This window comes from Bradyrhizobium arachidis (assembly GCF_015291705.1).
Taxonomy (GTDB): domain Bacteria; phylum Pseudomonadota; class Alphaproteobacteria; order Rhizobiales; family Xanthobacteraceae; genus Bradyrhizobium; species Bradyrhizobium arachidis.
In genome coordinates, this window is the sequence record NZ_CP030050.1 from 2,960,701 (window position 1) to 2,986,707 (window position 26,007).

The following is a 26,007-nucleotide window of genomic DNA, read 5'->3' on the forward strand; positions in this document are numbered from 1 at the left end:
GGAAATGCATCGTCGGCTGTTGGCCCGAAGGCGAAGGTGGTTAAGAACCGCATAAGGTCTGCTGTAGAGGGGGGAGGATTTCGACGCCGCACCGCTCACGAAGCACTTTTGACCGCAGCGTGCACGTGGCTGCTCGACGCCAATGCCTGCTTAGGGCCGAACTACATGCGCGCGATCGCAACGAGCGCTGCCGCCGCGGCCAGCAGAATGCAGACTGGCAGTGCACCAAGCGGCCAGGCACGCGCCACGACCTTGGGCTGAAGGTTGGCAACACCGGCGAGCGAGCAGCCCATCGCTACGCGAACGGGACAGAGCATGGTTGCTGCCGCGGCAGCGACGTTCTGCAAGGCGGCGAGCCACGGTAAACTCAAATGACCTGCCTTGGACAATGCCGCTTGCGAAGGCATCAGCAATCCGTTGGCCGTGCTGCTGCTGCTGGTCAGAAATCCGAACAGTGCTGCGAAAATCGGCGTCGCGAGTGCGGCAGCGGAGCCGAGCGCAAAACGTACGGCCTGCGCCAGGCCATCGGCTGTTCCGGATGCGAGCATGACCTGCGCCATGGTGAGGAAGAGAACGATCGCCAGGACGGGCGACTTGCCCAGTGCCCAGGCGCGCGTGAGGGCGGGAGCGATGTCCTTCGGACCTCCCCTCGCAAGGGCCGTGGCAGCTCCGACCGCCAGCAGCCAGGAGGCGGGATGCATCAGAGGAAACCAGGTGGGGCCCTCGGCAAAGGGGCGTATCGCAAAGACCTCCGACAACGCCTGATTGACGGGGGGAAACGCCCGTGTTGCAGCGATTCCGCCGACGAGGGTCGCATAAGGCAAACCGGCATTGATAGCGGATCGCCACGCCTTTCGATCCAGTCCTTTCGTGAATAGAAAGCGCACAACGATAAGCGGTGCGAGCGCCGCCATGCCGGCAGGCTCCGGGCCGAGTTGAATATTTGCCATAATCAAGAGTGCGATTGTGCTGACTGTCGCAAGCAGCTCGATCAAAAGTCGTCGCCAGGTCGCTGAGACCCCCGCGCGCGCAGCGAAAAGCCAGAACAAACACAGCCAGCCCAGGAGCAGAGGCGCGGATAGGATGGCGCTATGTGCACCTAGAATCGCCGGAGCGAGCCCGGAGAGCTGCGCTCCTACGATCGTGCCGTTCGCGAGTGCACCCCAAGGCACGAGAATCTGACTGAACAGGCCAAGCAGCACGGCATCGATCGGAGCAATGCCGGCACGTTTCAAGATGGGCGCGATTGTAACCTGTCCGACGCCAAAGCCCGTTGCAGCCTCGGCAAATGGTCCGAGCAGGAAGCAGGCGGCATAGACTTCATCACGGCGGAGCGAAGTCGGGCTTGGCGCGGGTTCGCCTCCGTCAGCTCCCTTCGAGGCGAGGTCTCGGAAGATAAGTCCGCCCAGGATCACAGATCCCACGAGGAGGCCCAGCCAAGCGCCTTGTGCAACCGCGAGGACGGCCTGAAGCGGCCCGAAAGCGCTCGGCGCGGAAAGCAGTCCGACCACGGTCGCAATGACAAGGCCGCAGGCCCCAGCGTTCGCGGACGAGGTGCGGCGGGAGACAACAAGAACGATAACGACAAGAATCGGTAGCGACCAAAGGATGTATATCAACATTGCTTGCCCTGGTTCCCGACCGATCCGCAAAGATCCGCATCACTTCAAGATGTGCGCGGTGCTTACGAAGAGCTCCATATTCCGGTGCCGAGCGTAACCGGCGAATAGTCGATGAACGACCATCGTAAGGAAGCCGCCGGATGCCGGCGCCAGCCGCGAACGACGTCGAACCGCCAGTGGCGCTCGGCCCCTTCGACAAGCGACGGAGGGCTCGCGCTCCAATCGAGCGTTGCGATGCCCTGGAGTTGAAGCAGGTTGCCGCAATCGAAGTCGATGAAGAGGAGTGAAGCACGTGGTTCGCCCAGGAGATTGCCGAACGTGTTGAAGTAGCGATTTCCCGGGAAATCCGGGATCGTCAGTGCGTTTCCGTCGACGCGCACGAAGCCGGGGCGCCCGCCGCGATGCGAGATGTCGAGACCTCCGTTGGCTTCGATTTCCGCCCGTGAGCGGCTCGCCACGAAAAATGTGTCGGCGCCTTCAATCAGCACGCGAGCTCTCACGTCGAGGCCGGTGAATGCTTCGGTTGACGCGGGCGCAAGTGGCGCCTCTTGCGTCGCGCGCCTCTGTATGTATTTCGCGCAGTTGCCGAAGCTCTGGCTGACCGCGACAGTCAGTCCCGTCGCATCCAAATCCACAATTCGACCGTTGGCCCGATTGCGCCGGCGGGTCGTGAGATCCAGGCCGAGAATTCCGATGCTCTCGCCGCACGCCAAAGTCGCGGTCGCCGGATCATCCGGCTCCGGTGCCGCGTCGATGCGCAAAGTGACGGGATCAGGCGCATGCACAAAACCCGGTCGCCCCGTCAGCATGGTGGCCAACGGCCAGCCTTCGGCGTCCGCGGCTGCGACAAACACATAGGGCAGTAGTGGAAAGAAGCTACGATGCTGGTCGGGCATGAAACCGCGAATTCCCGATCCTCTTGCCGTTTGGCCTGCGCGCGCTTGGGCTTCAAGCTCGTCGGTGTGAAAGGGAGAGCCTTCCACGGTCGCACTCATGTCGGCCGCGTCGCCGGAGGCATGGGCTTGAAACCATGAATGGTCTCGATCCGTCGCAGCCACGCGCAAACCGCGGCGAACGGTTCGAGCTCGATGCCTCCTTCGGGAGCAGCGGCGATGTACGAATAGCAGGCAAGGTCAGCGATGGTCGGGTGCGCCGCGACCAGATAGGGCCGCTTCAAGAGATGTCCGTTCATGAAGTGCAGCAATCGATCAGTGACTGCGACCGCCTTGGCGCGATCCCCGGGCACGCCGCGTGCTACGATCAGACGTGCGATATTGGGGCCGGAGGCGATTTCGCCCGCCGCAATCGACAGCCAGCGCTGAACGCTGGCGGCCGCAACCGGATCGTCAGGTAACCAGTTGCTCTCGGCTGCATAGCGCTTGGCGAGATAGACCAGGATCGCATTGCTGTCGGCGAGTACCACATCGCCGTCCTGCAGAACGGGCACCTGCCCCAGCGGGTTGAGCGCGAGAAACGTGTCGGATCGTCTGATCTCGGGCGGCGAGGGCACGAACCGGTACGGCAAATCGAGCGCGCGCAGCAATAGCTCCACGCGGTGGGTGTGGCCCGATATCTCGCTGCCATGAAGCGTGATGTGGTTCTCGGTCATGACGATCAACCTTTCTGATCGCCCACATAGTCGTTGCAGAAGTTGCAGCAAAGCAGGAAACTGTAAAATTCAGAGTTGCGAAAAGTGGAATAATCAATGGACCGTCTTCAAGAGCTCGCGGTGATGGTCGCTGTGGTCGACAACGGTAGCCTCGCGGCCGCGGCACGCCGGCTGCGCCGATCTCCTCCCGCCATCACGCGTGCACTCGCCGCGCTCGAGGCGCGAGTGGGTGCACGGCTGATCGAGCGCAGCACGCGCCGCCTTGCGGTGACCGAAGCAGGTCGCGCCTTTGCAGAGCAGGCGCGGACTGTTCTGAATGCGTACGATGCGGCCGTCAGCGGCCTTGCCGCATCCCCGTTTCGTGGCCTGTTGCGTGTGACCGCGCCGCTCCAGTTCGGTCGCCAGCACGTGGCGCCGCTCGTAACGGAATTTTTGAAGGCCCATCCTGAAATGCGTCTCGAGCTGGTCCTCAATGACCGCTTTCTCGATCTCATCGAGGAGGGCATCGACGTCGCGGTGCGGGTTGGCACGCTCTCGGACTCCAAGCTGATCGCCAGGCGTGTCGGTGAGGTACGGCGGATACTGGTGGCAAGCCCTGCCTATCTTGCAAGGCGCGGTACACCGAAGAAGCCCGTGGAGCTTGGAGCCCACGACACGATACTTGGGACCATGAGATCGGAACCATCAGAATGGCGCTTCGGGCCGCCGAAAGGAGGATCCGTCGTGCGTCTGTCGCCGCGGCTCATCGTCAATGAAACGCAAGCGCGCCTCGTAGCGGTGCGCGCCGGGCAGGGCATTACGCGTGTCTTGTCGTATCAGGTTAGTGAGGATCTTCGGGCAGGATCGCTCATTCGCATCATGCCGGCGTTGGAGCCGCCTGCTATCCCGATCCATCTCGTCACATCCAGCGGAAGACAAAAATTGCCGAAGGTCAGAGGCTTTCTCGACTATGCCGCCGCATATTTTACCAAGCTGGATGTCATTCGCCCGATGAAGAAAAAATGATGGGAACGGTGCGGCCACACTGCGATCGTCTCGCGGTTAGCTCAGGTGTCCTTCAGGAAAATGGGATCGATCTCCATTGACGGAGGGGCGGCGGCACTCATGAATACGGGCTGGAGCGTATGCGATTTAAACCGCCACACATTGTCTTCGTCGAGCACGCACTCATTGATCAAATCTGCCACCATCATTGGAGGATTTGATTGACGCGTGGATGGATAAGTGAGGCCGCCATAGAAGACAATGATGCCCACCGCCGTCGCGGAGCGTTCGCTGCTCGATGCGACGTGCAGATTGGTGATCAGGTGACGCACCGCTTTCACACCGCTGATCGCCAGTCGATCCACTGCCTTCTCGCCGATTTGACTGGCTCGCCACTCATAAAATGCTCGGATCTCTTCACGCCCTTCGAACCGGTTGTGACCCACGATCTTCACGCCGTCCGGCGTGAAGAAGTCATGGGCCGTGCGCCCATCGTTGAAGTCGACGTCGTACCAATATTTCACCTCTAGGCGATGAAGGGCATGCCAGAGCAGGAGGTCGTCGTGAGGCGTCATTGGCATCCAGACTACTCCGGAGAGTTGGCCGCCCGCTGCCAGCCATCATGCGTGAGCGGAATCGATGGAACGCGAATGGACTCTTGGGAAGTTCGCGGGGTCTGATCTACCATCACAAAATAGCACCGTGGACCGCCGGAATTATGGCGCCTTCATAGCCGGGGTGGAGATTATATTTTTCTGCAGTTGGAGGTTGTCGACCGCTTAAGCCGGAAGATGCTCAGAGGTGGGCTATGCGCCAGGCGTTTGTTGTCCTTGGAGTGCGAACCAGCGCTCCATCAGCTTGCCGTTCTCGGTCGAGAATTGCTCGTTCAGCATGCTGGAGTTCCCAATCCGTTCAACCCGGAAATGGCGAAAGTCGCTGCGCAACTCGCACCATGCGCCGAGTACCGTCACATCGACGTAGTAGGCCATTGCAATTGGCCAAACAGTTCGCTCACTCTCTCGCCCGCGCACGTCGGAATAGGTGATCCTGATCTTGCGGGTTTCGCGAATCGCACGCCGTAGGTCGGCAAGGTTGATGCCGGTGGGCGTTTCAGCGTCCCCATGCGACACGAAGAAGGGCGCAGCCGTTATCCCGCTTCGCAGCGCCTCGGGCAATACTGTCGTCACCTTGGCCAGGACGCTTTCGGCGGCGGCCTGCAGGCCGCGGTCGCGCAAGCGGCGCACAAGACGTGCACCGACCGTGATAGCTTCGATCTCATCGTCGGTGAACATCAGAGGCGGTAGATCAAACCCACGGCGCAGCACGTAGCCGATCCCGGCAGCGCCCTCGATAGGAATACGACGGGCCTGCAATGTCGCGATGTCCCGGTATACCGTCCGCTCCGTCACTTCCAACCGCTCGGCAATGGTCGCCGCTGTCGTCGGATGCGCTGCCACGCGGAGAAGCTGGAGAATATCAAACAGCCGGTCGGCGCGTCGCATCGTGACCTCCTGGTCGGTCGGGACCGCTACTCCTGACATAACGCTGTCAGGAGGGGGTTGCTAGGTTCACGCTGACAGACACTGCGGCCGATCAAAGACGTTCGCGGCGGCGGCCGGGGGCTCCCTTCGTGTAAGCGAGCCGACCTCCGTGCGAATGGTTGGAGGTTGACGAAATTTCTGACGAGAACTTTACCTCCCATGCCGTCTTTCCTCGGTAGTCCGGGCCTAACGACCTTGCCGCCGTGGAAGGTGACAGCGCTCGCCAGCATCGCGACTTTCGTCGTGCAGCTCGACGGATCCGCACTAAACGTGGCGCTCCCCACAATCGGACGCTTGTTCGGGGCATCCTTGTCCGGGCTGCAATGGGCTGTCGATGCCTACACCCTTGCCTATTCCTGCCTGCTCCTCTCCGCGGGCGCTGCCAGCGATCGTTTCGGGCCGCGATGTGTGTTCGGTTGGGGGCTCGGTGTGTTCGTCATCGCATCCAGCCTGTGTGCGCTTGCGCCGAACATGGAAGCGCTGATCCTCGGTCGCGTCCTGCAAGGTGCAGGGGGCTCAATCCTGACGCCGTCTTCGCTCGCGCTTATCAGTCAAGCCTATGGTGACGACCGAACAACTCGGGCCAAGGCGATCGGCTGGTGGACGGCTGGCGGCGGCGTCGCCATCACGGCGGGGCCAATCGTAGGGGGCCTGTTCATAGGCTCTGTCGGCTGGCGCGGCATCTTCCTGGTCAACCTTCCGATCTGCCTGGCCGGCCTGGCGTTCGCATCTCGGCGTCTGGCAGCGCAGCCGACAAGGTCGGTACCGTTGGGGCACGATCGAGCGGGACAGGCCCTGGCTGCGGTTGCTATGCTCGGGCTGGTCGCCGGCCTTATCGAGGGCGGGTCGCGAGGCTGGAACCCCGGGGTCATGTTCGGGGGCATCGCCGTGTTCATGTCTGCCGGTGCGATGTTCTTGCGCCAAGAGGGGCGCGTTTTGTACCCCGTGCTGCCGCTGTCACTGTTCCGAGATCGCGCGACCTGCACCGCGATGGTCGTTGGTGTGGTCTTGAGCTTTTGCTCCTTCGGTACCGTCTTTGCTCTCTCTATCTACTATCAGTCCGTACAGGGATACTCGCCGGTGGAAACCGGGCTGGCATTCATACCATTCGCGCTGACCATCACAGCGGCCAACTTGGTCGGTAGCACCTTCGCTGTGCGGATCGGCGCGGCGCGGACGATGATCGCAGCACTCATGGTGTGCGTAAGCGGCTACGCACTTTTGCTGCGAATGGAGCCGTCCAGCACCTACGCTGAAATGCTGGCGGCCCAGATCATGGTTCGGCTAGGCATTGGTGCCAGTGTGCCACTTACAACGTCAATGCTCTTGTCCTCCATATCGGCCACGCAGGTCGGCACAGCGTCGGCAGCTCTGAATGCACTGCGCCAAGCAGGCGCGGCGATCGGGGTCGCCGTGTTCGGCGCCTTGATGGTCACCAGCCCGTCTTGGGGGTTCCAGATGGCTGCACTTCTTTCTGCCGTGCTACTCGCCGCCGCGGCGATAGTAGTAGTCGTTCTGTCGGGCTCAAAATCAGCCTGATCCGATGTTACGCGAATCCCTTCTGCAAGCCCTTGATCTAACAAGCGTCGGCTACTGTGCATGGGGTTGTTTTCGCCGTTTTGTCAGGAAGTCAGTTTACGCCGAGCGTTGCTCCTGCGTCGGGCTGTCGAAGCGGCTCGGTACCGGATCAAGGCCGAGCCTGTCGCGCAGCGTGCCGTCGCGGTATTCACTTCGGAACAGGCCGCGCTTGCGCAGCAGCGGAACGACTTCCTCGGTGAAGACGGTGAATTGCGTCGGCAGGATCGGCGGCATGACGTTGAAGCCATCAGCTGCCCCCGACACGAACCAGTCCTCGATGATGTCAGCGATCTGTTCCGGCGTTCCCGTCGCGGTGAAATGCCCGCGTGCGCCGGCGAGGCTATGCAGCAGGCGGCGCAGCGTCGGCCGTTCGCGGGCTACATAGGCCGTGATCAACTGTGCGCGGCTGCGCGAGGCCTCCACCTGCGACGGATCCGGGAAGTCATCGGCGGACAGCACCTGATCGAGCTTCAGGTGCGAGAAGTCATGGCCGCCGAACCGGTTCGACAGGCGCGACAGCCCGACGCTCGGATGCGCCAGTTCGTTCAGCTCCTCCCAGACCCGCTGCGCCTCGGCTTCGGTTGATCCGATCGCGGCACTGATCCCCGGCAGAATGACGATCTGGTCCGGTCGCCGTCCGAGGGCGCGGGCCTGCGTCTTGATGTCGGAATAGAAGGTAATGGCGCTCTCTTTCTGGAGGTGAGCGGTGAAGATCGCTTCGGCATAGCGCGCGGCGAAAGCACGCCCGTCGGTGGAGGCGCCAGCCTGGACGAACACTGGCCGCCCCTGCGGCGAGCGCGGGACGTTGAGCGCGCCCGCGACGGCAAAGTGCTTGCCGCGGTGTTCAGTGCGCTGGATGAGGTCGGCGTGGGCATAGACGCCGGCCTCGCGATCGTCGCGGATGGCGTCCTTCGCCCAACTGTCCCACAGTTTCGAGACCACCTCGACGAATTCATGGGCGCGTTCGTAGCGCTGGTCGATGCCGGCCTGGTGCTCTTGCCCGAAATTCGCTGCCGCCGCCGGCGCCCAGGAGGTCACGATGTTCCAGCCGATGCGGCCGCCGCTGAGATGATCGAGCGAGGCGAACTGGCGCGCGAGGTTGTAGGGCTCGCTGTAGGTCGTCGACGCCGTTGCGATCAGTCCGATCCGTTGCGTGACCGCAGCGAGTGCACCAAGCAGCGTCAGAGGCTCGAGCTCGCCGCGCGCGGCATAGCCGAGGTCCTGTCCGAGGGCGACATGATCGGCGAAAAAGACCGAGTCCAGCTTTGCCGCTTCCGCCGCCAGTGCGAGGTCACGGTAATGAGCGAGATCGGTCGGGGCCCGCTGGGCGGAGTCTGGGTGGCGCCAGGCGACCTCATGATGTCCGCGGCCGTGGATGAAGAGATTGAGATGCAGTTCGCGAGCCATTGGTTCAATCCTGTCGGGAACGATCAGACGGTATCGAAGACGCCGAGTGCGGCGAGGAGTTCATTGCGCAGATCGTCGAACCGACGATCCCTGGCGCGGGGGTGGGGAAGAGCGATGGCGCGGTCGACGACGATTCGACCGTTCTCCATGAGCAGGATACGGTCGGCGAGCTTGATCGCTTCATCGACGTCGTGCGTGACGAGCAACACGGTCGGCCGCTGTCGCCGGATCAATTGGAACAGCAGTTCGTGCATCTTGAGGCGCGTCAGCGCGTCGAGTGCGCCGAACGGCTCGTCGGCCAGTAACAGATGCGGGCTGCGGACCAGCGAGCGCGCCAGCGCCACGCGCTGTTGCTCGCCTCCCGAGAGTGCGTTGGGCCAGTCGCCTTCGCGGCCGGCGAGCCCGACGTCTGCGAGCGCCCTGCACCCGCGCTTGTCGGCATCGGCCGCGCGGAAGCCGAAGGTGACATTCTGGAGCACAGTCTTCCACGGCAGCAGCCGCGAGTCCTGAAACAGGACTGAGCGATCGTCCGGAACCGAGATCACGCCATCGCCGTCAACATCGTCGTCGAGGCCGGCAATGGCGCGCAACAGCGTGCTCTTGCCCGAGCCGCTCTTGCCGATCAGCGCGACGAACTCACCCGGCGCAAGATCGAGCGAGACGGCGTCAAGGACAGTGCGGTTGGAGAAGCGGCGGGTCACGCCGACCAGGCTGACCGCCTGAGGAGAGCCGGCTTGCGCAGGGATCAGGGAATGGATCGAGGCGCTCATGAGGCGAGCGCCTTGCGGTAGGAAAGGGCCTTGCGCTCCCAGAGTCGGACGACGAGATCCGAGCCGAGGCCAAGTACCGCATAGATCACGAGCCCGACAACGATGATATCGGTCTGGCCGTAATCCCGGGCGCGGTTCATGAGATAGCCGATGCCCTCTGTGGTGTTGATCTGTTCGAGCACCACGAGGGCGGCCCAGCAGGTGGTTACGGCGAGCCTGAGCCCAGTGAAGAATCCCGGGAGTGCACCTGGCAGTGCGACTTCACGCACAAATGCCGCGCGCGACAGCCTCACGCTGCGCGCCAATTCGATGTAGCGCGCGTCTATTCCTCTGAGCGCCGCATGGGTGTTGATGTAGACGGGGATCAGCACGCTCGACGCAATCAGCGCGATCTTCATGGTTTCGCCAATGCCGAGCCACAGGATGGCCAGCGGGATCAGCGCCAGCGTCGGAATCGCACGCTTGACCTGGACGAGGCCGTCGATCGAGGCGTCGCCGATGCGGCTGAGGCCGGCGGCCAGCGCCAGCGCGACGCCCACTGCGACGCCGATGCCAAGTCCCAGATACGCGCGTCTGGCCGAGGCGAGGAAATGATCGGCCAGCGTACCGGAGACCAACAGCTTGAAACCGGTGAGCAGGGCGGTCGACGGCGCCGCCAGGAATTTTGGCGAGATCCAGCCAACTGTTGACGCGAGCTCCCAGAGGACCACCAGCACCACGGGACCGAACAGGATGGCGGCATTCGGCAACCGAGCCGGCGCAAGCCTTGGCAATTGGCCACCTCTGGAAGCGGATGGCTGCGCCCTGCGCGGCTCTTCCGGAACGTAGACGGGCAGGCTCAGATCGTCGGCTCGATCCGTCATGGTTCAATTCGTCTTGCTGATGACATCGTCGAAGCGCAGGTCGAATTCTTCCCGCGCGTCGAGGCGCTTTGGCAGGTCGCCCGCCTCGAATATCACGTCGATCAGGGCCTGTTGCCTGGGGATGAGGCTCGTCAGCGACGGGAAATCATAGATGCCGTCCGCCTCGACGATCTTGCGCCCGTCGGCCGGCTTCAGATTTTGCTTCTTGACGTAATAGGCATCGACCCAAGCATCGACGTTCTTGTTCGACCAGCGATTCGCCTCGATCCATGCGGCCACGAACTCGCGGATCGCCGCGGCCTTGGCGGGATCGTCGAGCGCCTTCTTGCTGGCGTAGAGGTAGGTCAGGCTCTTCGGGAGCCGGTCGTTCTGCGCCTTGGGAATTGCGCTGGCGCCGCGATCGGCAAAATCGGCGAGATAACGGGAGAAGTGCGGCTCGTTCAGCGAGGCGACGTCGACCTGGCCCGAACGGATCGCATCAGGGAAATCGGCGGCGCGCAGCGGGACGAGGCGGACATCCTTCCGCGTGAGGCCGGCGAGCTTCAACGCGTTGAGCACGAATGGCTGGCGCCCGGTGCCTTCGCCATACGCGATGCTCTTGCCGCGCAATTGCTCCAGTGTGTCGACCTTCAAGCCCGGGCGTACCGCGAAGAAATAGTCGGCTTCCGACGAGGTTCGGGCTGCGACGATCGGAATCTGCTCGCCGGCCGCGTGGGCCTGGATCGGCGGTGTGTTGCCGACGGTGGCAAGGTCCAGCGCGCCGGCCCGGAAGGCTTCGAGAATGGCGGGACCGCCGAGAAAGTTGGCATAGATGATCGTGCTCGAAAGCTTGTCCGCAGCGCCGGAGGCGCGCATCAGCGTTTGAAGTCCCTCGTTCTGATCGGCGACGACGAGCTTTGTGCCCGAGGACACCTTTGTCGTCTGTCCTGTGGCTGTTCCCGAGGCCATCACCGTGGCGGACAGCAGGAGGAGCCACGTCGAGAGTGCACGACGCATCAGCGTCGATTGTCTTGCGGATGATGACACGATCAACATGCTCGCTCCTCGTTCCGGGTGATGGCCGCTCTGGTCTCTCGGAAAAGGGCACAGCCAATGAATACTGGTGAGAAATCGTTTTGTTAGTCAAACGAATGCTGTTTTCATTGTGCAGGCAACAAGCGAAGAGTCTTCTCTTCGGCGCGGCAAATCAGAGAACATTGATTTTGTGGAACGAAAGCAACGGCTGAGGCGCCATGCGGGCGGCGTCTGTCGTAAGCTCCGTTCGGCCGCTGCGCCGAATGAAGTCTTGCGTCCGCCATCGACGATGAAGAATTTCCTCCTGCGTTCGCATCGCTTTTTAAAAGCACTCTCTGGCTTCCCCATCGTAGAAACCGGTCAAGTTCCACGATCTCTCCCTCATCATCCGGATTTCAAGATGACACTGAAAAGCATCGTCGCGGCTGCGACGATTCTGGCGGTTGCCGCGATCAACACCGAAGCTGCGGCTGGCCCGACCGTCGATCGTATCAAGGCGCGCGGCGAGCTGGTCTGCGGCGTTTCGCAAGGATCGGCCGGCCTGTCGCTGCCGGATGGACAGGGGCGCTGGAGTGGGCTCGACGCGGATTACTGCCGGGCGCTGGCGGCCGCCGTCCTGGGAGACGCATCGAAGGTGCGGTTCGTTCCCTTGAGCTCACAGCAGCGCTTCACCGTCCTGCAATCGGGCGAGGTCGATGTGCTGTCGCGCAACACCACGTGGACCTCCGGCCGCGATGCCTCGCTCGGGATTTTGTTCGTCGGTACGATCTTCTATGACGGCCAGGCCTTCATGGTGCCGAAGAAGCTCGGCGTCACCAGGTCGACCGAGCTCAATGGCGCCACCGTTTGCGTCCAGCCAGGGACGGTCAATGAGCAGAATCTGGTCGACTATTTCCACGCCAACAAGCTCACCTTTAAATCGGTGGTGATCGAAAGCCTGCCGGAGCTGGAGGGCGCCTTCTACGCGGGACGCTGCGACGTCTATCTGTCCGATGCCTCGACCCTGTCGGCCAGCCGGGCGGCGCGTGCGTCGTCGCCCGATGATTTCGTGATCCTCCCCGAGCGCATCACCAAATCTCCGCTGTCCCCGGCAGTGCGCGCCGATGACGCCAATTGGTTCGCCATCGCGCGCTGGACCCTCAATCTGCTGATCGAAGCGGAGGAGCTCGGCGTGACCAGCGCCAATGTCGAAGTGCAGAAGAAGTCCGAGAATCCAGCCGTCCAGCGCCTGCTCGGCGTGACGCCGGGGATCGGCAAGAGCTTCGGGCTGGACGAGATCTGGGGTGCGCGGGTGATCGCGGCCGTCGGCAATTACGGCGAGATCTTCGAGCGCAATCTCGGTCCCAAGACCGCCCTGCGTCTTGCCCGCGGCCAGAACGCGCTGTGGCGCGACGGCGGTCTGCTCTACTCGCCGCCGTTCCAATAGGACGCATGTCGACGGCGCTGACGACGCGAGGCTGGCGCGGAAGGGGTATCGCCGGCCGCGCAATCGTTGCAGTCTCGCTCGTGATCGGCGTGGTGGCGGGCTGGATGGTCCTGTCCGCCGCGCTGGCAGTGCGGGGAATCGCGACGGGTTTCGATTTCCTGTGGCGACCGGCGAGCTTTCAGATCTCGGAAGCCCTGTTTGCGGTGACGCCCTCTGATCCGATCGTCGTCACCTTGGCGGCGGGGCTGGCGAACACCCTGCTTGTGGTGCTGGTCGCAAGCCCTCTCGCCTTGGCTATTGGCATCGTCGTAGGCCTGCTGCGCGCAAGTCCCAGTGCGCGGGTCGTGCGTTTCGCCGGGATCTATGTTCAGCCGTTACGCAATACTCCCGTCATTCTCCAGCTGTTCCTCTGGTATGGCTTGCTGATCCGCTATCTGCCGGCACCTCGCGACGCCATGGAATTGCTCCCCGGCGTCTTTCTCAGCAGTCGCGGCCTCGCTATTCCGGCCGTGTCGCTTCATACCCCGTTTCTCGATTGGCCCGTGCTGCGCGGCTTCAACTTCATCGGCGGATGGACGTTGTCGCCGGAATTGTTGGCGCTGATCGGCGGTCTGGCCTTGTTTCATGGTGCTTCGCTTGCCGAGGTTGTACGCGCCGGCATTCAGGCCGTGCCGATCGGGCAAGGGGAAGCGGCGCGCGCCTTGGGGACCGGTCGTTTGAAGAGCCTCTGGCTGGTCGTGTTGCCGCAGGCACGAAGACTGGCTGTGCCCGCTGCGGCCTCACAACTGCTGATACTTGCGAAGAACAGCACGCTGGCCGTCGCCATCGGCTATCCCGATTTGGTGTCGGTGACCAACACGGTGATCAACCAGACCGGGCGCGCGATCGAGGGGACGGCGATCATTCTGAGCGTGTTCCTTGTGCTCAATCTGTCGCTCGGTGCTGTCGTCGAACGCTACAATGCGTTTTGGGCCGGACGCGGCATGGCGGCGAGCGCGGAGACTGGCCGCGCAACAACCAAGATGCAGCATGTCAGCTGGCTCGATGCGATGCTGCTGGTAGTTGTGCTGGCCGTGAGCTGGCCCCTGCTGCGATGGGGCATTGTTGACGCCGTGTGGACGGGGACGCCTGCCGACTGCCGCGCCGCGAACGGAGCGTGCTGGGCGCTGCTTGCGGAGAAAGGGCGGCTGATGATGTTCGGCGCCTATCCGGCGAACGAGATCATCCGACCGGTCGTTGCGACCACGATTTTTTCGGGATTGATCATATGGAGCCTGATAGATGCAGGGCGCCATTGGCGGCTGATTGCGTCGGGCTGGGCCCTGGGTACGGTTGCCGCCATCGCGATCATGGGCGGCGGCGTTTTTGGTCTTCGGATCGTCAGTCCGCTGGATTGGGGTGGGGTGCCGCTGACCATCGGCTTGGCCGTGCTGTCGTTCGCTCTGGCTTTGCCGCTCGGCATGTCGCTCGCCCTGGCGCGGACGTCGGACCGGCCGGGTTTGCGAAACGCTGCGGTTGCGGCGATCGAGATGCTGCGTAGTCTGCCGCTGGTGAGCTTGCTGTTCGCGGTTGCCGTCATCCTGCCGCTGCTTGTGCCCGGGGAAGCGCCGGGCGGAAAGCTCGCGCGGTGCCTGCTGGCTCTCACATTATTGATGGCGGCCTATCTGGCGGAAGTCTTTCGCGGTGGCATCCAGGCGATCCCCACAGGCGAACTGGATGCCGCTCGCGCTCTCGGCCTCGGCTATTGGCGGACGCAGCAATTGGTGATCTGGCCGCAAGTGTTCCGGCTCTGCTCGGCACCGCTGGTCAATACCTTCATCGGCGGCTTCAAGGACACGTCGCTGGTTCTGGTGATCGGGCTGCTCGACGTGTTCGCCGCGACCAAGGCGGCCCTTGCCGATCCCGAATGGCGGCTGTTCTCGACCGAAGCCTATCTGGTCCTGGCCGCAATTTACTTCACTGTCTGCTATGCGATGTCGCGTTATGCCGCTCGTCTCGAACGCGAAAGCGGATCGCGCGCAGCGAGCAAGCCGATCAACGTCATTCGCTGACGACGGTCGTCTTCGGGGCGGTTGAGTGAAACTCTTCACACAACATCGCATTTGCAAAATAGAGCAATCGCTTCGCCGCGAATTATAGTGCGGAAAAATTATGGACAGATTTCGTGGTGCGCCCCTACGCTTAACGTGCATGTGAAGCCGCATTTGCGGAGCACATAAGCGAAAGCGGAGCCGGAAATGTCCGACAAGATTTCACGACACGACATCCCCACAACCGGCGCCGCGGAGCAGCGTCACCACGCGCGGCAGGAGCAGAACGGTGATGGTGCAAAGCACGGTACACGCCGCGAATTTATCGGTGCTGGTGCCGCCGCGGCAGCCCTTGCCGTAGCGGGGCCGGCGGGTCCTGCGCTTGCCAAGGACAAGTCGGCTGGTGCGTCCGACCGGCCGCAAGCATCTGCCGCGAGTTACGACGAAGGCTTCCGCCGCCGCGCGGTGGAATTGCGGCAGAAACTGGCGCACGACGTTGCCAGCGCACCGATTCCGCCGCATCCTCACAACGGAGATCAACAGCGCTATCCCAATGCGATCGGCTCGGATACCCGTGGTCTGCCGCATGACGAGCGTGGCGAGGTCAATGCCGAGGCCTGGCGGTTGGCGAACGTGGCGTTTTCCACGCGCAGCCCAGCGGACTTCGAGAAGATTCCGCTTGGTGGCGCGCGCAAGCTCGTCAATCCCGTGGGCACTCTCGCCGTTAGCCTCGACGGTCTCAACGCGTCTCAGTTCCAGTTACCGGCGGCACCGGCCCTCGCAAGTCCCGCGCGTGCGGCCGATGCAGTCGAGATCTACTGGCAGTCCCTGCTGCGGGACGTGCCATTCACGGAATATAACGAGGAGACTTCCAACCCGGATATCCGTGCTGCGGTCGACGAGCTCAACCGCATCGCCGCTTTCCAGGGACCGAAGGTGAACGGCCGCGTCACGCCCCAGACGCTGTTTCGCGGCAGCGTTGCTTATGTCGATCCGGCCGACCCGAGCGGTGCGACCCCGCGATGGGTGACGCCTCCGGGCGTGATCGACGGTCCGCTGGTTTCGCAATTCCTGTATCGGGATGTTCCGCTCGGCAATCAAAGCCTCTCCGCAAAAATCCGCGCCTATGCGCCGACACCGGATTTCCTGACGAAGTACGACGAATGGCTGCACGTCCAGAACGGCAATGTGCCGCGAGAGCGCATCACCTACGAATCGACGCCGCGCTACATTTCCAACGGGCGCGACCTTGGTGCTTATGCGCACACGGCGCAGGCCTTCAATTTCGTCGCTAATCAACTGTTGAGCGCGCCGGAGTTTGCAGCCGAGCCGGCCTATGGCGGGATCTATCCGGCGAACAAGCCGGCGACGGCTCCAGGAGATCCTTATCTGCGCTCCAAGACCCAGGGCGGAGCTTCCGGGACATTCGGGGCGGCCTACTATCAATCGATCATTGCGCTGGCTTCTTCGCTCGCAATACGGATCAACTATTACCAGAAATGGTACGAGCAGCGGATCGTGCGCCCCGAGGCGTTCTCCGGGCTGGTTCACCATCGCCTCGCCAACAAGGTCTCCGACTATCCGATCCACGACAGCTTGCTCGGTTCGCAAGCGCTGGAGCGAAGCCGGAACAAGAATGGCACGTTCCTGCTCGGTCATATCTTTCCCGAGGGAGCGCCGCTTCACTCGTCTTACCCCGGAGGCGCCGCGATCATTGCCGCGGTCACCGTGACCTTGCTGAAGGCGTTCTATGACGAGAGCCGGGAGTTTCCGAATCCCGTCCAGCCCGATCCGAAGGATCCGACGCGGCTGATTCCATACCGGGGGCCGCCGCTCACGGTCGGAGGCGAATTGAACAAGCTCGCGCTGAATTACTCTGGTGGCCGGACCTGGGGCGGCATCCACTGGCGCTCCGACGCCGCGGCATCCTTTCCGCAAGGGGAGAATCTCGCGATCAGCCTGCTGCGCGAACAGAAGGCGACATTTGCCGAGCCGTTCGACGGATTCAGCTTCACTAGGTTCGACGGCTCGAAGATCACAGTCTGAAGAACTGGCTTGCTCAAGTGCTGAGGTTGCGGCGAAGAGGCGTGACAGGGGATGGCGCGTGGGCGATCATTCCGCTCGAGATGTTCAACTGGCCTCAATTTCTAGAGAGTATCCCAATGCCAAGCACACGAATCACGACGGGTCTCTGGGCACGAAACCGGGAGCAAGAGGTCATCGAGAGTGTTCAGTCGGCGCTGCTCTCGGCGCTCAGGATACCCGACTACGACCGCGATATCGTTCTGGATTTCTACGACGCTGGCGCCCGGATCGTTCCGACCGGCCGTTCGGACCACTATGTGCGCGTCGAGGTGGCGTTGTTCTCGGGGCGGTCGATTGAAGCGAAGCGCTTGCTGTACAAAACCCTCGTCGCGAACCTAGCCGCGCTCGGCGTGCCCGCGACGGAGATCAAGATCATTCTATTCGAAGTGCCAGCGGAGAATTGGGGGTTGAGAGGTGGCTACCCAGCTTCGGAGATCGATCTCGGCTTCAAGATTGACGTTTGAGCATAGCGCATACGATCGCCGACTCATGGCCATAATCGCCAGGGCTATCTCCGGGCTCCAGGTGTCAGCATGTCATCATGGACAATGCGCCCGCCGACGATGGTGAGCCCGCAGCGCAGATTCCTGATCTCAGCTACGGGCAGCGCGGTCGGATCATCCGACAGCACGGCAAGATCTGCAGCGAAGCCTGGCTTCAAGGGTCCTTTCCAGCTCTCGTCGAAGGTCAGGCGGGCACCGTTGACGGTGAAGAGACGCAGCGCTTCCTCGACGCCGAGCTGCTGGTCGATCCCGATCACGCGGCCGCTGGTTCGCTCCTCGCGGGCGCAGGTGACCCATAGCGTGAAGAATGGATCATAAGGGATATTGTCGGTGGCGATGGCGAGCGGTATCCCGGCGTTCAAAAGACGGCGATGCGGCACGACGAGATCGCCACCGTCGGGATCGTCGAGATATTTTTCGCCGCCTTTCCAGAGGTAGTAGGTCGGGATCGTGGTGACCAGCACGCCGAGACGGGCGAGCGCCTCGATGTCGGATTGGCGGGCGCGGCCGATGTGTTCGATGACCCAGCGCCTTGGGCGCAGCGGAAAGCGCGCGTCGACCGCCTCGAGAACCGGAACGATCTCATGGAGCTTGTCGCCCACGATCGTGTGCAAGCGCAGATCGAATTCGGCGGCGAGGAAGCTGGCCTCGCGGAAGTCAGCCGGCGTCACGGCTTGCTCGACAAAGCCGCTCCAGCCGGTGTCGGGCAGATGCGCGCGGGCGCAATGTGCCACCTCGGGATCGCCGCCGTAGGCGACATGGATGCCGGAAACTCGCAGCCAGGGATCGCCGAGGCCGGCGCCACGCGCGGTGGCAAGCCAGTCCCGCATGATCCGGCGCGCCTCCGCAAGGTCTGACCAGCTCGGGCTGACCACGAGTCCGGTACGCACCGTGAGCTCGCCGAGTTCCCACAGCTTGCGATAGACCGAGATGGTCTCCGCGGCGGACCCGTGCCCCTCGTAGATGCTCGTCGTGCCCTTGGCATTGTAGAGGCGTTGGGAAAGACGAACCCCTTCGATGCGCTCCGCGAACCCAAATCGTGGGACGGCGGGTAAAAGGTCGAATTCCACGGTCGGGCGGTTGTTGCGCTCGACGATGATGCCCGTCGGCTCTCCTCGCGCGTCTTTCTCGATTTCTAGGCCACTCAGGCGGGGTTCACTGTTGGCGTCGATGCCGTTGAGCGCGAGCGCGCGTGAATTGAGGGCGGAATGCCCGGGCGGCTTGCCCCAATTGCCGAACACGCCGGGAATGTAGACGGGGTGGTCGGGTGCGGCTTTGTCGATTGCGTAGCGGTTCGGCAACCGCTTCTCGGCTAGTGAAGCTACCCCGTCAAAAAAGAAAGGGGGCCGGCCCGCCGGCATGGTGACGATCCACTGTCCGGGTGGCGTGCTTGCCGCGAGGTTGCGGATCACCTCGATGATGTCGGCGACCGAACGGGCTTCCGCCAGCGACGGCCGCTGGTGCTTCAGTCCCTCACGCTCCATGTGAGCATGCGTGTCGTTAAAGCCGGGAATGACACAGGCGCCCTTGAGATCGAGTTCGCGTACGCCGGGAATAGGGGGCACCTCTGCGTCGCTGCCGATCGCCGTGATCTTACCACCCTGGAGGGCGATGGCGCTCGCGCGTGGCCGAGTTTCGTCGAACGTGATGATGCTTGCGTTTCGCAACACCAGCGGCTCCGCCGCACCGGGCAGCGGATTCATCTCGCCCCCTCGTACCAGGGAAACAGCCATCCGGCGAGCGCGACGAAGGCACGATCGGCGAGAAAGCCGAAGATGCCGAGCAGCGCCAGGCCAATGAACATGATGTCGACGCGGAAAAGCTGATTGCCCTGCGACATCATATAGGCCACGCCGGCAGAGGCGCCCGACAGTTCGGCGGCAACCAGGACGATCAGCGAGACCGCGATCGCCTGACGTAGGCCTGAGAGGATGAAGGGTAATGCCGCGGGCAATATGACCAGGAATAGCGTGGCCAGGCGGCCCGCCCCAAGACAGGCGGCAGAGCGCAGATAGATGACGTGGACGTCGCGTACGCCGATATGGGTGGTGATCCAGATCGGGAAGAACGCGCCCCAGGTCACGAGTGCGAGTTTGGAGGCCTCGCCAATACCGAACCAGAGAATGCACAGGGGTACGAGCGCGATGGTGGGGATCGCGCGGAAGCCGTGCAGCAGCGGCTCGAGCAGGTATTGGAAGAAGCGGACGCGCGAAGTGATCAGCCCTGCCGCGATGCCAAGGACAAACGCGAGGCCAAACCCCGTCCCGGCGCGGCGCAGGCTCACGACGATGTTGTGGCCGATCTCGCCCGACTTGAGCATCGGCCAGAACGCTTCCAGCACCTGGGATGGTGGCGGAAACAGCACTTCGTTGACCCAGTTCGACCAACGCGGGATCGCTTCCCAGGCTGCGACGAACAAGAGTACCCCGGCGGCATTCAGTGCCAACCGGAACAAGACGGCACGGCGACGTGTGCGCCAATAGGCGGTCCGGAACTCGGCTTCGAAGCCCGGGGCCTCAGAATCCCTGGACGGCGACAAGGTTCCCTCGGATGAAGCAATGCTCATGCAGCGCTCCGCGTGCCGACGGAAAGGCTGGTGGAGATCCTGCTGTAAAGCTCGCCGAACGCAGCACTGCTGCGATCGCGCGGATAGGAAGCGTCGATGGCGATGTCGGCGCGGATGGCGCCGGGATGAGGGCTCATGACGACGACACGCTGTGCGAGGAAGGCCGCCTCGTCGATATTATGGGTGACGAAGATCACCGAGAGCTCGCTGTTACGCCAGAGGCGTAGCAAATCCTCCTGAAGCGCCTGCCGGGTGATCGCATCGACAGCGGCGAACGGTTCGTCCATCAGCAACACGGCGGGTTTGACGACAAGCGCGCGAGCGACCGCCACGCGCTGACGCATGCCGCCGGATAGCTCGTGCGGGTATTTGTTGGCGGCGTGCGCAAGGCCGACGCGTTCGAGTGCCTCGAGCGCGCGTGCGGCGCGTATCCGTGATGGAAAACCGCGCATGCGCAGTCCGAATTCCACGTTCTGCTGGGCCGTCATCCAGGCGAACAGAGCATACTCCTGGAACACGACGCCGCGATCGGGGCTTGGTCCCGTCACCGGCGTGCCGGAGAAGCTGATGCGGCCGCGGGTCGGCGTCATGAAGCCCGCGATCAGGTGCATCAGCGTGGTCTTGCCGCAGCCGGAGGGGCCGATCAGGCAGACGAATTCGCCCTTGCCGATGGTGAGCGAGACGTCGCGCAATGCGAAGGTGGGCGAGCCGTCGCGCGTCGCGAAAACCTGCGAAACCGACGCGACTTCGATGAGGGCATCGCTCATGTCAGCGTGACGCGATCGGGACGCAGGGCCTTGGTCGGCCCTTCAACAACAAGCGACCTGAGCAGCTTGGGCAAGTCGCCCTTGGGCGGCTTGGCGAGACCAGCGGCGATGGCCCATTCCGCCTGCGAGACCATGTCGTCGATGAAGCGCTGGTCGAACCCGACCTTGAACGCGAAGGTCGAGGTTGCCTGCGCAATATCGGCGGGTGGCGTCTTGATGCGCTCCGCTATCAATTGTGGCCATTCGCGGTCGGTCGTGATCCGCTCTTCGGCGGCGAACAGGGCGCTCAGCGTCGCCCTGACCAGTTCCGGCTTCTTGTCGATGACGGCTTCCGTCGTTAGCAGCAGCTGGTGACTTTGGAAATAGCGCTCGATGCCGTCGAAGGTCATCTCCGCGACCTTGCCGCCGGACTGCCGCTGAGCCACCGCCACGGTCTGACTGCTCCAGCAGAAGCCGTCGATGTCGCCGCGCGTCAACGCGGTGGCCATATTGTTGGGCGCTAGGTCGACAATGGTGACGTCGCTGGCGCTAAGGCCGGCGAGTTCCAGATATTTAGCGATCAGATATTGACCCGATGTGCCGACCCGGGTCGCGATGCGCCGGCCCTTGAGGCTGGCAGGCGTCTTGGGATCGACGCCGCCGTCGTTCCGTACAGCAATCTTCATGTCTCGCGAATAGCGGCTGTAGTTCGCGATGGCCACCGGCCGAAGGCCGGAGAGCGCGGCAAACACCAGGGGCGTATCCGTGGACGCGGAAAAATCGGCCGAGCCGGACAGCAGCGCCTGCATCGCGTCACGGCCAGATTCGAACGAGGAAGTCGATAGCTCGACGCCCTGTTTCTTGAAGTAGCCGGCAGCTTCGGCGACGTATGGGACGGCCCAAGTGTAGCCAACACCGCCATATGCCAGCACGCCGTTCAGCCGCTGCTCCGCAACCGCTCGCCCGCCCAGGAGGGCTGCGGCACTGGCGCCGGCTAGACCAGCGAGCATGTTGCGGCGATCGAGCAAAGGCAAGCCGGAGCGTTCTGCGGCCAAAGCAGGGTATGACGAGCGAAACATTTAGCAACCCGTTAGCAGAGAGAGGAATTCCACTGCACTCTGGTGACTCCGCATCTTCATGGCAATTGCGGAAATCCGGGACATGAGGGAGCAAAATTTTGTGCAGTGTCGAGGATTGAGAATTACTTTCCCCGTGGCTTCGCGCGCGCTGAGGCGGAATGACAGAGTACTCAGGCCTCGATGCGGGTGCGCGCAACCTGCTCGCGCAGCGTGGCAAGGATCGACCTTTTCAATTCGCCGAAGGATGGTGCGGCGATGATGTCCTGATAGGCGCGGGGACGGGGATAGGGAACGACGATCTCCTCGACGATGTGGCCCGGGCGGTGGCTCATGATTGCGATCCGGTCCGAGAGAAACAGCGCTTCCTCGATGTCATGGGTGACGAACAGGACGGTAGAGCGGCGCCGTTCGCGCGCCGTCAGCAGCAGCTCCTGCATGGCGAGCCGCGTCTGCGCGTCGAGTGCTCCGAACGGCTCATCCATCAGCAGGAGCAGGGGTTGCGAGATCCAGGCGCGCGCAATCGAGACGCGCTGACGCATTCCGCCGGAAAGTTCGTAGACGGCGTGGTTCTCGAAGCCGCGCAGTCCCATCATCTCGATCAGCTCTTGCGCACGCGGCCGGTACTCGGCGACAGGCAGTCCAGAAAGACGTGATGCAAACGTGATGTTGTCGATGACCGACAGCCAGGGGAATAGCGTCGCTTCCTGGAACACGATGCCGCGGTCGGGAGAGGGGCGCCCGACCGGCTTGCCATCGATCGTCACGCTGCCACGGGTCGGCCGTTCGAAGCCTGCGAGCAGGTCAAGAACGGTGGATTTGCCGCAGCCGCTTGGTCCGAGCAGGCATACGAACTCGCCCTCGGCGACACTGAGCGAGAGGCCTTCGAGCGCGACGGTCGCGCGCCGCGCGCGCTTGTCCTCGAAGCGCTTCTCGACGTTCTCGATCACAATCCGTTGAGAAGCCGTCATCTCACGCGCGTCCCGCCCACGGGGCTACCCAGCGCTGCAATCCGACGAGAACGAGATCCAGTGCGTAGCCGGTGCCACCCAGCAGCACGATGCCGAGCATTACGATATCCGTGCGCAAATAGGCACCGGCATTGACGACCATCCAGCCGATCCCTGCGTCCGATGCGATCATCTCGGCGGCGATCAGCGTTGTCCAGCCGATCCCGAACGACAGGCGCAGGGTCACGAACAGTTCGGGAAGGATATGAGGCAGGATCACGTAGCGGAACAGTGCGAGGCCGTGGGCTCCGAGCGCCTGTCCGGCGCGGATCCGCTGTCGCTGCACGGTGCCGACCGCGGCCGCCGTTCCGACAATGATACTGAGCGCGGCCGAGATGAAGATCAGCAAGACCTTCGAAGTCTCGCCAATGCCGAACCAGAGGATGACGAGAGGGATCAACGCGAGTTTCGGCAGAGGGCGCAGGAATTGGACGAACGGATCGATCACGGCGCCGAAGCTCGGTGCTGTTCCCATGGCAAGGCCCAAGGGCACGCCGATCAGGGTGGCGACAGCAAACGCGCCCAGGGCGCGGGCGAGGCTGAGCGCCAGATGCTCCCAGAGCGGAGTGCCGCGATAGCCGTCGCGCAGCAGGTCGAATGCCGTCGTCAGGATTTCCGACGGTGGCGGAAGCAGCAACGGCTCGACGAGATGGGTCCGCCCGGCGATCTCCCACACCAGCGTAACGCTGGCGACCGCCGAAAGCCCGATGAGAAAACGTAGAGACCCGCTCAAGACCGGAACGCGCGCCGCAGCAGTGCGTAATTGACCGCCGGGACAAACGAGGCCGGAACGTCGTCACGCTTGATCTCGCCCGTCTCGGCCAGGAACGCGGCGGCATCGCCGAGTGCCTTGATCAGCGGAGCGTCCTTAGCGGCGCCAGGCCCGTCGCCCCAGTATTTCGGGCCGAGCTGATCGTGGAACGTGGGATAGCGCAGCCCGGCCAGCGTATCGCGCACGGCTTCGAACGGCGCACCGAAATCCTTGGCCAGGATGCGCGATACGCCTTCCGGATCGGCGCGATAACGGTCGAACTGCGTCTGAACCGTTTGCAGCCACGCGATCACGCTGTCGGGATAACGTTCGGCGAACTCGGCGCGCACGACGGCACTGTTCCAGACATAGACGCCTGCAGGCTGTAATTGCTCCGAGACCAGCAATTGCCGACCGCCATCGGCCAGGAGCTCGGCCCAGAACGGACCGTTGATATAGGTCGCATCGATGTCGCCGCGCTTCCAGGCCGCGATCGTATCCGGCTGGTTCAGCGGCAGGCGCTTGATCTTGCTGGCATCGAGCTTGTTGATCCGGATCAGCGCCTCGAGCGCAAAGGCCATCGTCGAGGAGGGCGCAACCGCGATGCGCTTGCCTTCGAGATCCTTGAGGCTGGCAAGGCCCGGTTTCGCGACCAGCCGCTCGCTGGTGGCGACGATCTCCGGTGATCCCAGGATCTGAATCGGGAGTTTGCGCGAAAGCCCGGCGACGATCGGGGTGTTGCCGAAGATTGCGAAGTCGATCTGCTTTGCGGCAAGCAGGGACAGGGCGGGCCCTCCCGACGGGAAGGGCACCCATTCGATCCTGGTGCCGAGGGCCTTGTCGAAACTGCCGTCGGTTTTGCCGATCACCCAGGCGCGTGCCGCCGTGAGATAGCCGATGCGGACGACATCCGGCTTCGCTGTCGCCTGTGCCCGGCTGCGTCCCGCGGCGAGTGACAACGCTCCGGCGCCCAAGCCGAGGCGGAGCACGTCACGCCGTCCGAGCTTTCCCTTGCGAATGTCTGTTGTCATGGTGCACCTGCCTGATGAGGCGCGCAGATCGTCAGCTCGACCGCAGCAAGTCAATCCGGGCTGCGAAATAAGATTTTCATTTCCGCTCATACCGCGCGAGCGCAACAAATTTCGTTTGAGTGCGACACCCGGCAAGAGCTTCATCCTTCGAGACGATGAGTGCAATCGCCGGCGGCTTTGGTTGTAGGTGTGGCAGCTGAATCATTCTCAATCGGCGGATCTCTTTGGAATTGACGACGATTGGCGTGAATGCCGAAATGCAACGAGCCTCAGTCTTGCAGGGTTTCGATGCAAGGCAACGTGTCTCGCGCCTAGGGAATTTCAGATGAAGCGCTTGTTGTTGTCGTCGCTGTTGCTGTCGATTTCGGCCGCGTGGCTGCCGGCATGGTCGAAAGAGCCACGACAGCTCGTGGCGCAAGACTTTCATGTCGCCTCCACAACGCCGGGTGTTCAGATCTTTCTGCGAAACAAGCGTCCGAAGGATCTCGAAAATTTCGATGCCTCCCGCACCGTGCTCTATGTCCACGGCTCGACCCAGCCATCGGAAACCGTATTCGATCTGGCTGTGGGGCATGGATCGTGGGCCGATTACATCGCATCGCAAGGCTACGACGTCTGGCTGGTCGATGTCCGGGGCTATGGCGGCTCACGTCCGCCTGCGGATCAGTCGAAGCCGTTTGCCACGACCAAGGAGGCGGTTGAGGATCTCACTGCCGCGGTTGACCATATTCTAGCCCAGCGCAAACTTTCAAAATTGCAACTGATCGGATGGTCGTGGGGAACCCTGATCACCGGCAGCTACGCGGCTGCGAAGCCGCAACATGTCGCCGGCCTGGTTCTGCTCGCGCCGCCCTGGCTTTCGTCTGCGGGCGGCAAGATCCCGGAAGCCGCATGGCAGGAATGGACGGCCGACGCGGCGCTCAAGCGCCTTCAGACCGGCGTACCGGAAGGACAGGCCGAAACGATCTTTCCGCCGGCCTGGAAGACGATCTGGGAGCAGGCCCTTCTGGCGACTCAACCTGATGCCAAGGCGCATAATCCACCTCGTTTCCGCTCGCCGACGGGCGTCGTGGCCGATGGCGCCGAATATTGGAACGCCAACAAGGCGATCTACGATCCTGGCAAGATCTCGGCGCCGACGCTCATCATTCGCGGAGAATGGGACGAACTGACGCCGCTCAGCCAATCACAGGCGCTGTTCGCGCTTCTGCGCAATGCACCCGTGCGCCATCTGATCGAGATTCCGCGAGCCACCCATTTCGTCGAGGTCGAGACGGGGCGCGACCTGCTCTTCCGCGAGGTCCAGAACTTTCTGGATCGCAATTGATTGCGCGGGTGGCTCGCCGCGACAGTTTTGGTGTCTCTGACAGGAGCGATCAGCAGGCATGACGCCTT

General features: G+C 62.9%; 23 protein-coding genes. 7 read left to right on the forward strand and 16 right to left on the reverse strand.

Annotated features, from left to right (window positions below; genetic code table 11):
* Positions 1 to 161: 161 nt before the first annotated feature.
* The 3 genes from WN72_RS13690 to WN72_RS13700 all read right to left on the reverse strand — a co-directional run bounded on the left by WN72_RS13690 (position 162) and on the right by WN72_RS13700 (position 3,231).
* Positions 162 to 1,622 carry an L-lactate permease gene (locus WN72_RS13690; RefSeq protein ID WP_092214449.1) on the reverse strand — a complete coding sequence of 487 codons (1,461 nt, stop codon included), beginning with the start codon at positions 1,620 to 1,622 and terminating at the stop codon, positions 162 to 164.
* A gap of 62 nt (positions 1,623 to 1,684) precedes the next feature.
* Positions 1,685 to 2,617, reverse strand: a complete 933-nt coding sequence (locus tag WN72_RS13695) for a pyridoxamine 5'-phosphate oxidase family protein (protein WP_092214451.1) — start codon at positions 2,615 to 2,617, stop codon at positions 1,685 to 1,687.
* Positions 2,614 to 3,231, reverse strand: a complete 618-nt coding sequence (locus WN72_RS13700; protein ID WP_092214453.1) for a glutathione S-transferase family protein — start codon at positions 3,229 to 3,231, stop codon at positions 2,614 to 2,616. Before WN72_RS13700 ends, WN72_RS13695 begins: the two co-directional genes overlap by 4 nt.
* A 96-nt stretch (positions 3,232 to 3,327) precedes the next feature.
* On the opposite strand from WN72_RS13700, the gene WN72_RS13710 reads away from it, so the two are divergent.
* Positions 3,328 to 4,236 (forward strand): LysR family transcriptional regulator, encoded by a 909-nt coding sequence (locus WN72_RS13710; protein WP_092214455.1) that lies wholly within the window; start codon positions 3,328 to 3,330, stop codon positions 4,234 to 4,236.
* Between the two features lie 41 nt (positions 4,237 to 4,277).
* On the opposite strand, the gene WN72_RS13715 is transcribed toward WN72_RS13710, so the two are convergent.
* Entirely contained in the window at positions 4,278 to 4,796 is a 519-nt protein-coding gene (locus WN72_RS13715) for a nuclear transport factor 2 family protein (protein ID WP_092214456.1), read from the reverse strand.
* A 225-nt stretch (positions 4,797 to 5,021) separates the two neighbouring features.
* Positions 5,022 to 5,717, reverse strand: a complete 696-nt coding sequence (locus WN72_RS13720) for a helix-turn-helix transcriptional regulator (protein WP_167380731.1) — start codon at positions 5,715 to 5,717, stop codon at positions 5,022 to 5,024.
* 198 nt (positions 5,718 to 5,915) lie between these two features.
* Between WN72_RS13720 and WN72_RS13725 the strand changes: the two genes are divergently transcribed.
* Entirely contained in the window at positions 5,916 to 7,295 is a 1,380-nt protein-coding gene (locus WN72_RS13725) for an MFS transporter (RefSeq protein WP_092214461.1), read from the forward strand.
* Between the two features lie 96 nt (positions 7,296 to 7,391).
* Here the strand turns inward: WN72_RS13725 and WN72_RS13730 are convergent, their stop codons facing one another.
* From WN72_RS13730 to WN72_RS13745, 4 genes are read right to left on the reverse strand one after another with little or no spacing between them, the layout of a single operon-like run.
* The gene (locus WN72_RS13730) at positions 7,392 to 8,741 is read right to left on the reverse strand and encodes an LLM class flavin-dependent oxidoreductase (RefSeq protein WP_092214462.1); all 1,350 of its coding nucleotides are present in this window, start codon (positions 8,739 to 8,741) and stop codon (positions 7,392 to 7,394) included.
* A gap of 23 nt (positions 8,742 to 8,764) precedes the next feature.
* Positions 8,765 to 9,511, reverse strand: a complete 747-nt coding sequence (locus WN72_RS13735) for an ABC transporter ATP-binding protein (RefSeq protein ID WP_092214464.1) — start codon at positions 9,509 to 9,511, stop codon at positions 8,765 to 8,767.
* Positions 9,508 to 10,374, reverse strand: a complete 867-nt coding sequence (locus tag WN72_RS13740) for an ABC transporter permease (RefSeq protein WP_092214466.1) — start codon at positions 10,372 to 10,374, stop codon at positions 9,508 to 9,510. The genes WN72_RS13735 and WN72_RS13740 overlap by 4 nt, the downstream gene beginning before the upstream one ends.
* A gap of 3 nt (positions 10,375 to 10,377) precedes the next feature.
* Entirely contained in the window at positions 10,378 to 11,409 is a 1,032-nt protein-coding gene (locus WN72_RS13745; protein WP_244553704.1) for a PhnD/SsuA/transferrin family substrate-binding protein, read from the reverse strand.
* A 379-nt stretch (positions 11,410 to 11,788) separates the two neighbouring features.
* Between WN72_RS13745 and WN72_RS13750 the strand changes: the two genes are divergently transcribed.
* The 4 genes from WN72_RS13750 (at position 11,789) to WN72_RS13765 (ending at position 17,393) form a co-directional block, all read left to right on the forward strand.
* The gene (locus tag WN72_RS13750; protein WP_092214469.1) at positions 11,789 to 12,814 is read left to right on the forward strand and encodes an amino acid ABC transporter substrate-binding protein; all 1,026 of its coding nucleotides are present in this window, start codon (positions 11,789 to 11,791) and stop codon (positions 12,812 to 12,814) included.
* Between the two features lie 5 nt (positions 12,815 to 12,819).
* Complete coding sequence (locus WN72_RS13755; protein WP_092214472.1) at positions 12,820 to 14,865, forward strand: ABC transporter permease subunit; 2,046 nt, start codon at positions 12,820 to 12,822, stop codon at positions 14,863 to 14,865.
* A 186-nt stretch (positions 14,866 to 15,051) separates the two neighbouring features.
* A complete protein-coding gene (locus WN72_RS46915) occupies positions 15,052 to 16,890 on the forward strand; it encodes a phosphatase PAP2 family protein (protein WP_244553705.1) in 1,839 nt (612 codons plus the stop codon).
* A 41-nt stretch (positions 16,891 to 16,931) separates the two neighbouring features.
* Entirely contained in the window at positions 16,932 to 17,393 is a 462-nt protein-coding gene (locus tag WN72_RS13765) for a tautomerase family protein (RefSeq protein WP_244553706.1), read from the forward strand.
* 44 nt (positions 17,394 to 17,437) lie between these two features.
* On the opposite strand, the gene WN72_RS13770 is transcribed toward WN72_RS13765, so the two are convergent.
* The 7 genes from WN72_RS13770 to WN72_RS13800 all read right to left on the reverse strand — a co-directional run bounded on the left by WN72_RS13770 (position 17,438) and on the right by WN72_RS13800 (position 24,612).
* Positions 17,438 to 19,135 (reverse strand): amidohydrolase, encoded by a 1,698-nt coding sequence (locus WN72_RS13770; protein WP_244553707.1) that lies wholly within the window; start codon positions 19,133 to 19,135, stop codon positions 17,438 to 17,440.
* Complete coding sequence (locus tag WN72_RS13775) at positions 19,132 to 19,998, reverse strand: ABC transporter permease (protein WP_092214475.1); 867 nt, start codon at positions 19,996 to 19,998, stop codon at positions 19,132 to 19,134. The genes WN72_RS13770 and WN72_RS13775 overlap by 4 nt, the downstream gene beginning before the upstream one ends.
* Positions 19,995 to 20,765 carry an ABC transporter ATP-binding protein gene (locus WN72_RS13780; protein WP_092214477.1) on the reverse strand — a complete coding sequence of 257 codons (771 nt, stop codon included), beginning with the start codon at positions 20,763 to 20,765 and terminating at the stop codon, positions 19,995 to 19,997. Before WN72_RS13780 ends, WN72_RS13775 begins: the two co-directional genes overlap by 4 nt.
* Positions 20,762 to 21,754 carry an ABC transporter substrate-binding protein gene (locus WN72_RS13785; RefSeq protein ID WP_092214925.1) on the reverse strand — a complete coding sequence of 331 codons (993 nt, stop codon included), beginning with the start codon at positions 21,752 to 21,754 and terminating at the stop codon, positions 20,762 to 20,764. The genes WN72_RS13780 and WN72_RS13785 overlap by 4 nt, the downstream gene beginning before the upstream one ends.
* A gap of 239 nt (positions 21,755 to 21,993) precedes the next feature.
* The gene (locus WN72_RS13790; protein WP_092214479.1) at positions 21,994 to 22,791 is read right to left on the reverse strand and encodes an ABC transporter ATP-binding protein; all 798 of its coding nucleotides are present in this window, start codon (positions 22,789 to 22,791) and stop codon (positions 21,994 to 21,996) included.
* A gap of 1 nt (position 22,792) precedes the next feature.
* Positions 22,793 to 23,563 carry an ABC transporter permease gene (locus tag WN72_RS13795; protein WP_092214482.1) on the reverse strand — a complete coding sequence of 257 codons (771 nt, stop codon included), beginning with the start codon at positions 23,561 to 23,563 and terminating at the stop codon, positions 22,793 to 22,795.
* A complete protein-coding gene (locus tag WN72_RS13800) occupies positions 23,560 to 24,612 on the reverse strand; it encodes a taurine ABC transporter substrate-binding protein (protein WP_167380732.1) in 1,053 nt (350 codons plus the stop codon). Before WN72_RS13800 ends, WN72_RS13795 begins: the two co-directional genes overlap by 4 nt.
* A gap of 187 nt (positions 24,613 to 24,799) precedes the next feature.
* On the opposite strand from WN72_RS13800, the gene WN72_RS13805 reads away from it, so the two are divergent.
* A complete protein-coding gene (locus tag WN72_RS13805) occupies positions 24,800 to 25,939 on the forward strand; it encodes an alpha/beta hydrolase (protein WP_245003232.1) in 1,140 nt (379 codons plus the stop codon).
* Positions 25,940 to 26,007 lie beyond the last annotated feature (68 nt).

Bases quoted from the DNA above. Each gene is read 5' to 3' on its own strand.
- WN72_RS13690 (WP_092214449.1), bottom strand. From the start codon at position 1,622: ATGTTGATATACATCCTTTGGTCGCTACCGATTCTTGTCGTTATCGTT.
- WN72_RS13695 (WP_092214451.1), bottom strand. From the start codon at position 2,617: ATGAGTGCGACCGTGGAAGGCTCTCCCTTTCACACCGACGAGCTTGAA.
- WN72_RS13700 (WP_092214453.1), bottom strand. From the start codon at position 3,231: ATGACCGAGAACCACATCACGCTTCATGGCAGCGAGATATCGGGCCAC.
- WN72_RS13710 (WP_092214455.1), top strand. From the start codon at position 3,328: ATGGACCGTCTTCAAGAGCTCGCGGTGATGGTCGCTGTGGTCGACAAC.
- WN72_RS13715 (WP_092214456.1), bottom strand. From the start codon at position 4,796: ATGCCAATGACGCCTCACGACGACCTCCTGCTCTGGCATGCCCTTCAT.
- WN72_RS13720 (WP_167380731.1), bottom strand. From the start codon at position 5,717: ATGCGACGCGCCGACCGGCTGTTTGATATTCTCCAGCTTCTCCGCGTG.
- WN72_RS13725 (WP_092214461.1), top strand. From the start codon at position 5,916: ATGCCGTCTTTCCTCGGTAGTCCGGGCCTAACGACCTTGCCGCCGTGG.
- WN72_RS13730 (WP_092214462.1), bottom strand. From the start codon at position 8,741: ATGGCTCGCGAACTGCATCTCAATCTCTTCATCCACGGCCGCGGACAT.
- WN72_RS13735 (WP_092214464.1), bottom strand. From the start codon at position 9,511: ATGAGCGCCTCGATCCATTCCCTGATCCCTGCGCAAGCCGGCTCTCCT.
- WN72_RS13740 (WP_092214466.1), bottom strand. From the start codon at position 10,374: ATGACGGATCGAGCCGACGATCTGAGCCTGCCCGTCTACGTTCCGGAA.
- WN72_RS13745 (WP_244553704.1), bottom strand. From the start codon at position 11,409: ATGTTGATCGTGTCATCATCCGCAAGACAATCGACGCTGATGCGTCGT.
- WN72_RS13750 (WP_092214469.1), top strand. From the start codon at position 11,789: ATGACACTGAAAAGCATCGTCGCGGCTGCGACGATTCTGGCGGTTGCC.
- WN72_RS13755 (WP_092214472.1), top strand. From the start codon at position 12,820: ATGTCGACGGCGCTGACGACGCGAGGCTGGCGCGGAAGGGGTATCGCC.
- WN72_RS46915 (WP_244553705.1), top strand. From the start codon at position 15,052: ATGTCCGACAAGATTTCACGACACGACATCCCCACAACCGGCGCCGCG.
- WN72_RS13770 (WP_244553707.1), bottom strand. From the start codon at position 19,135: ATGAATCCGCTGCCCGGTGCGGCGGAGCCGCTGGTGTTGCGAAACGCA.
- WN72_RS13775 (WP_092214475.1), bottom strand. From the start codon at position 19,998: ATGAGCATTGCTTCATCCGAGGGAACCTTGTCGCCGTCCAGGGATTCT.
- WN72_RS13780 (WP_092214477.1), bottom strand. From the start codon at position 20,765: ATGAGCGATGCCCTCATCGAAGTCGCGTCGGTTTCGCAGGTTTTCGCG.
- WN72_RS13785 (WP_092214925.1), bottom strand. From the start codon at position 21,754: ATGCTCGCTGGTCTAGCCGGCGCCAGTGCCGCAGCCCTCCTGGGCGGG.
- WN72_RS13790 (WP_092214479.1), bottom strand. From the start codon at position 22,791: ATGACGGCTTCTCAACGGATTGTGATCGAGAACGTCGAGAAGCGCTTC.
- WN72_RS13800 (WP_167380732.1), bottom strand. From the start codon at position 24,612: ATGACAACAGACATTCGCAAGGGAAAGCTCGGACGGCGTGACGTGCTC.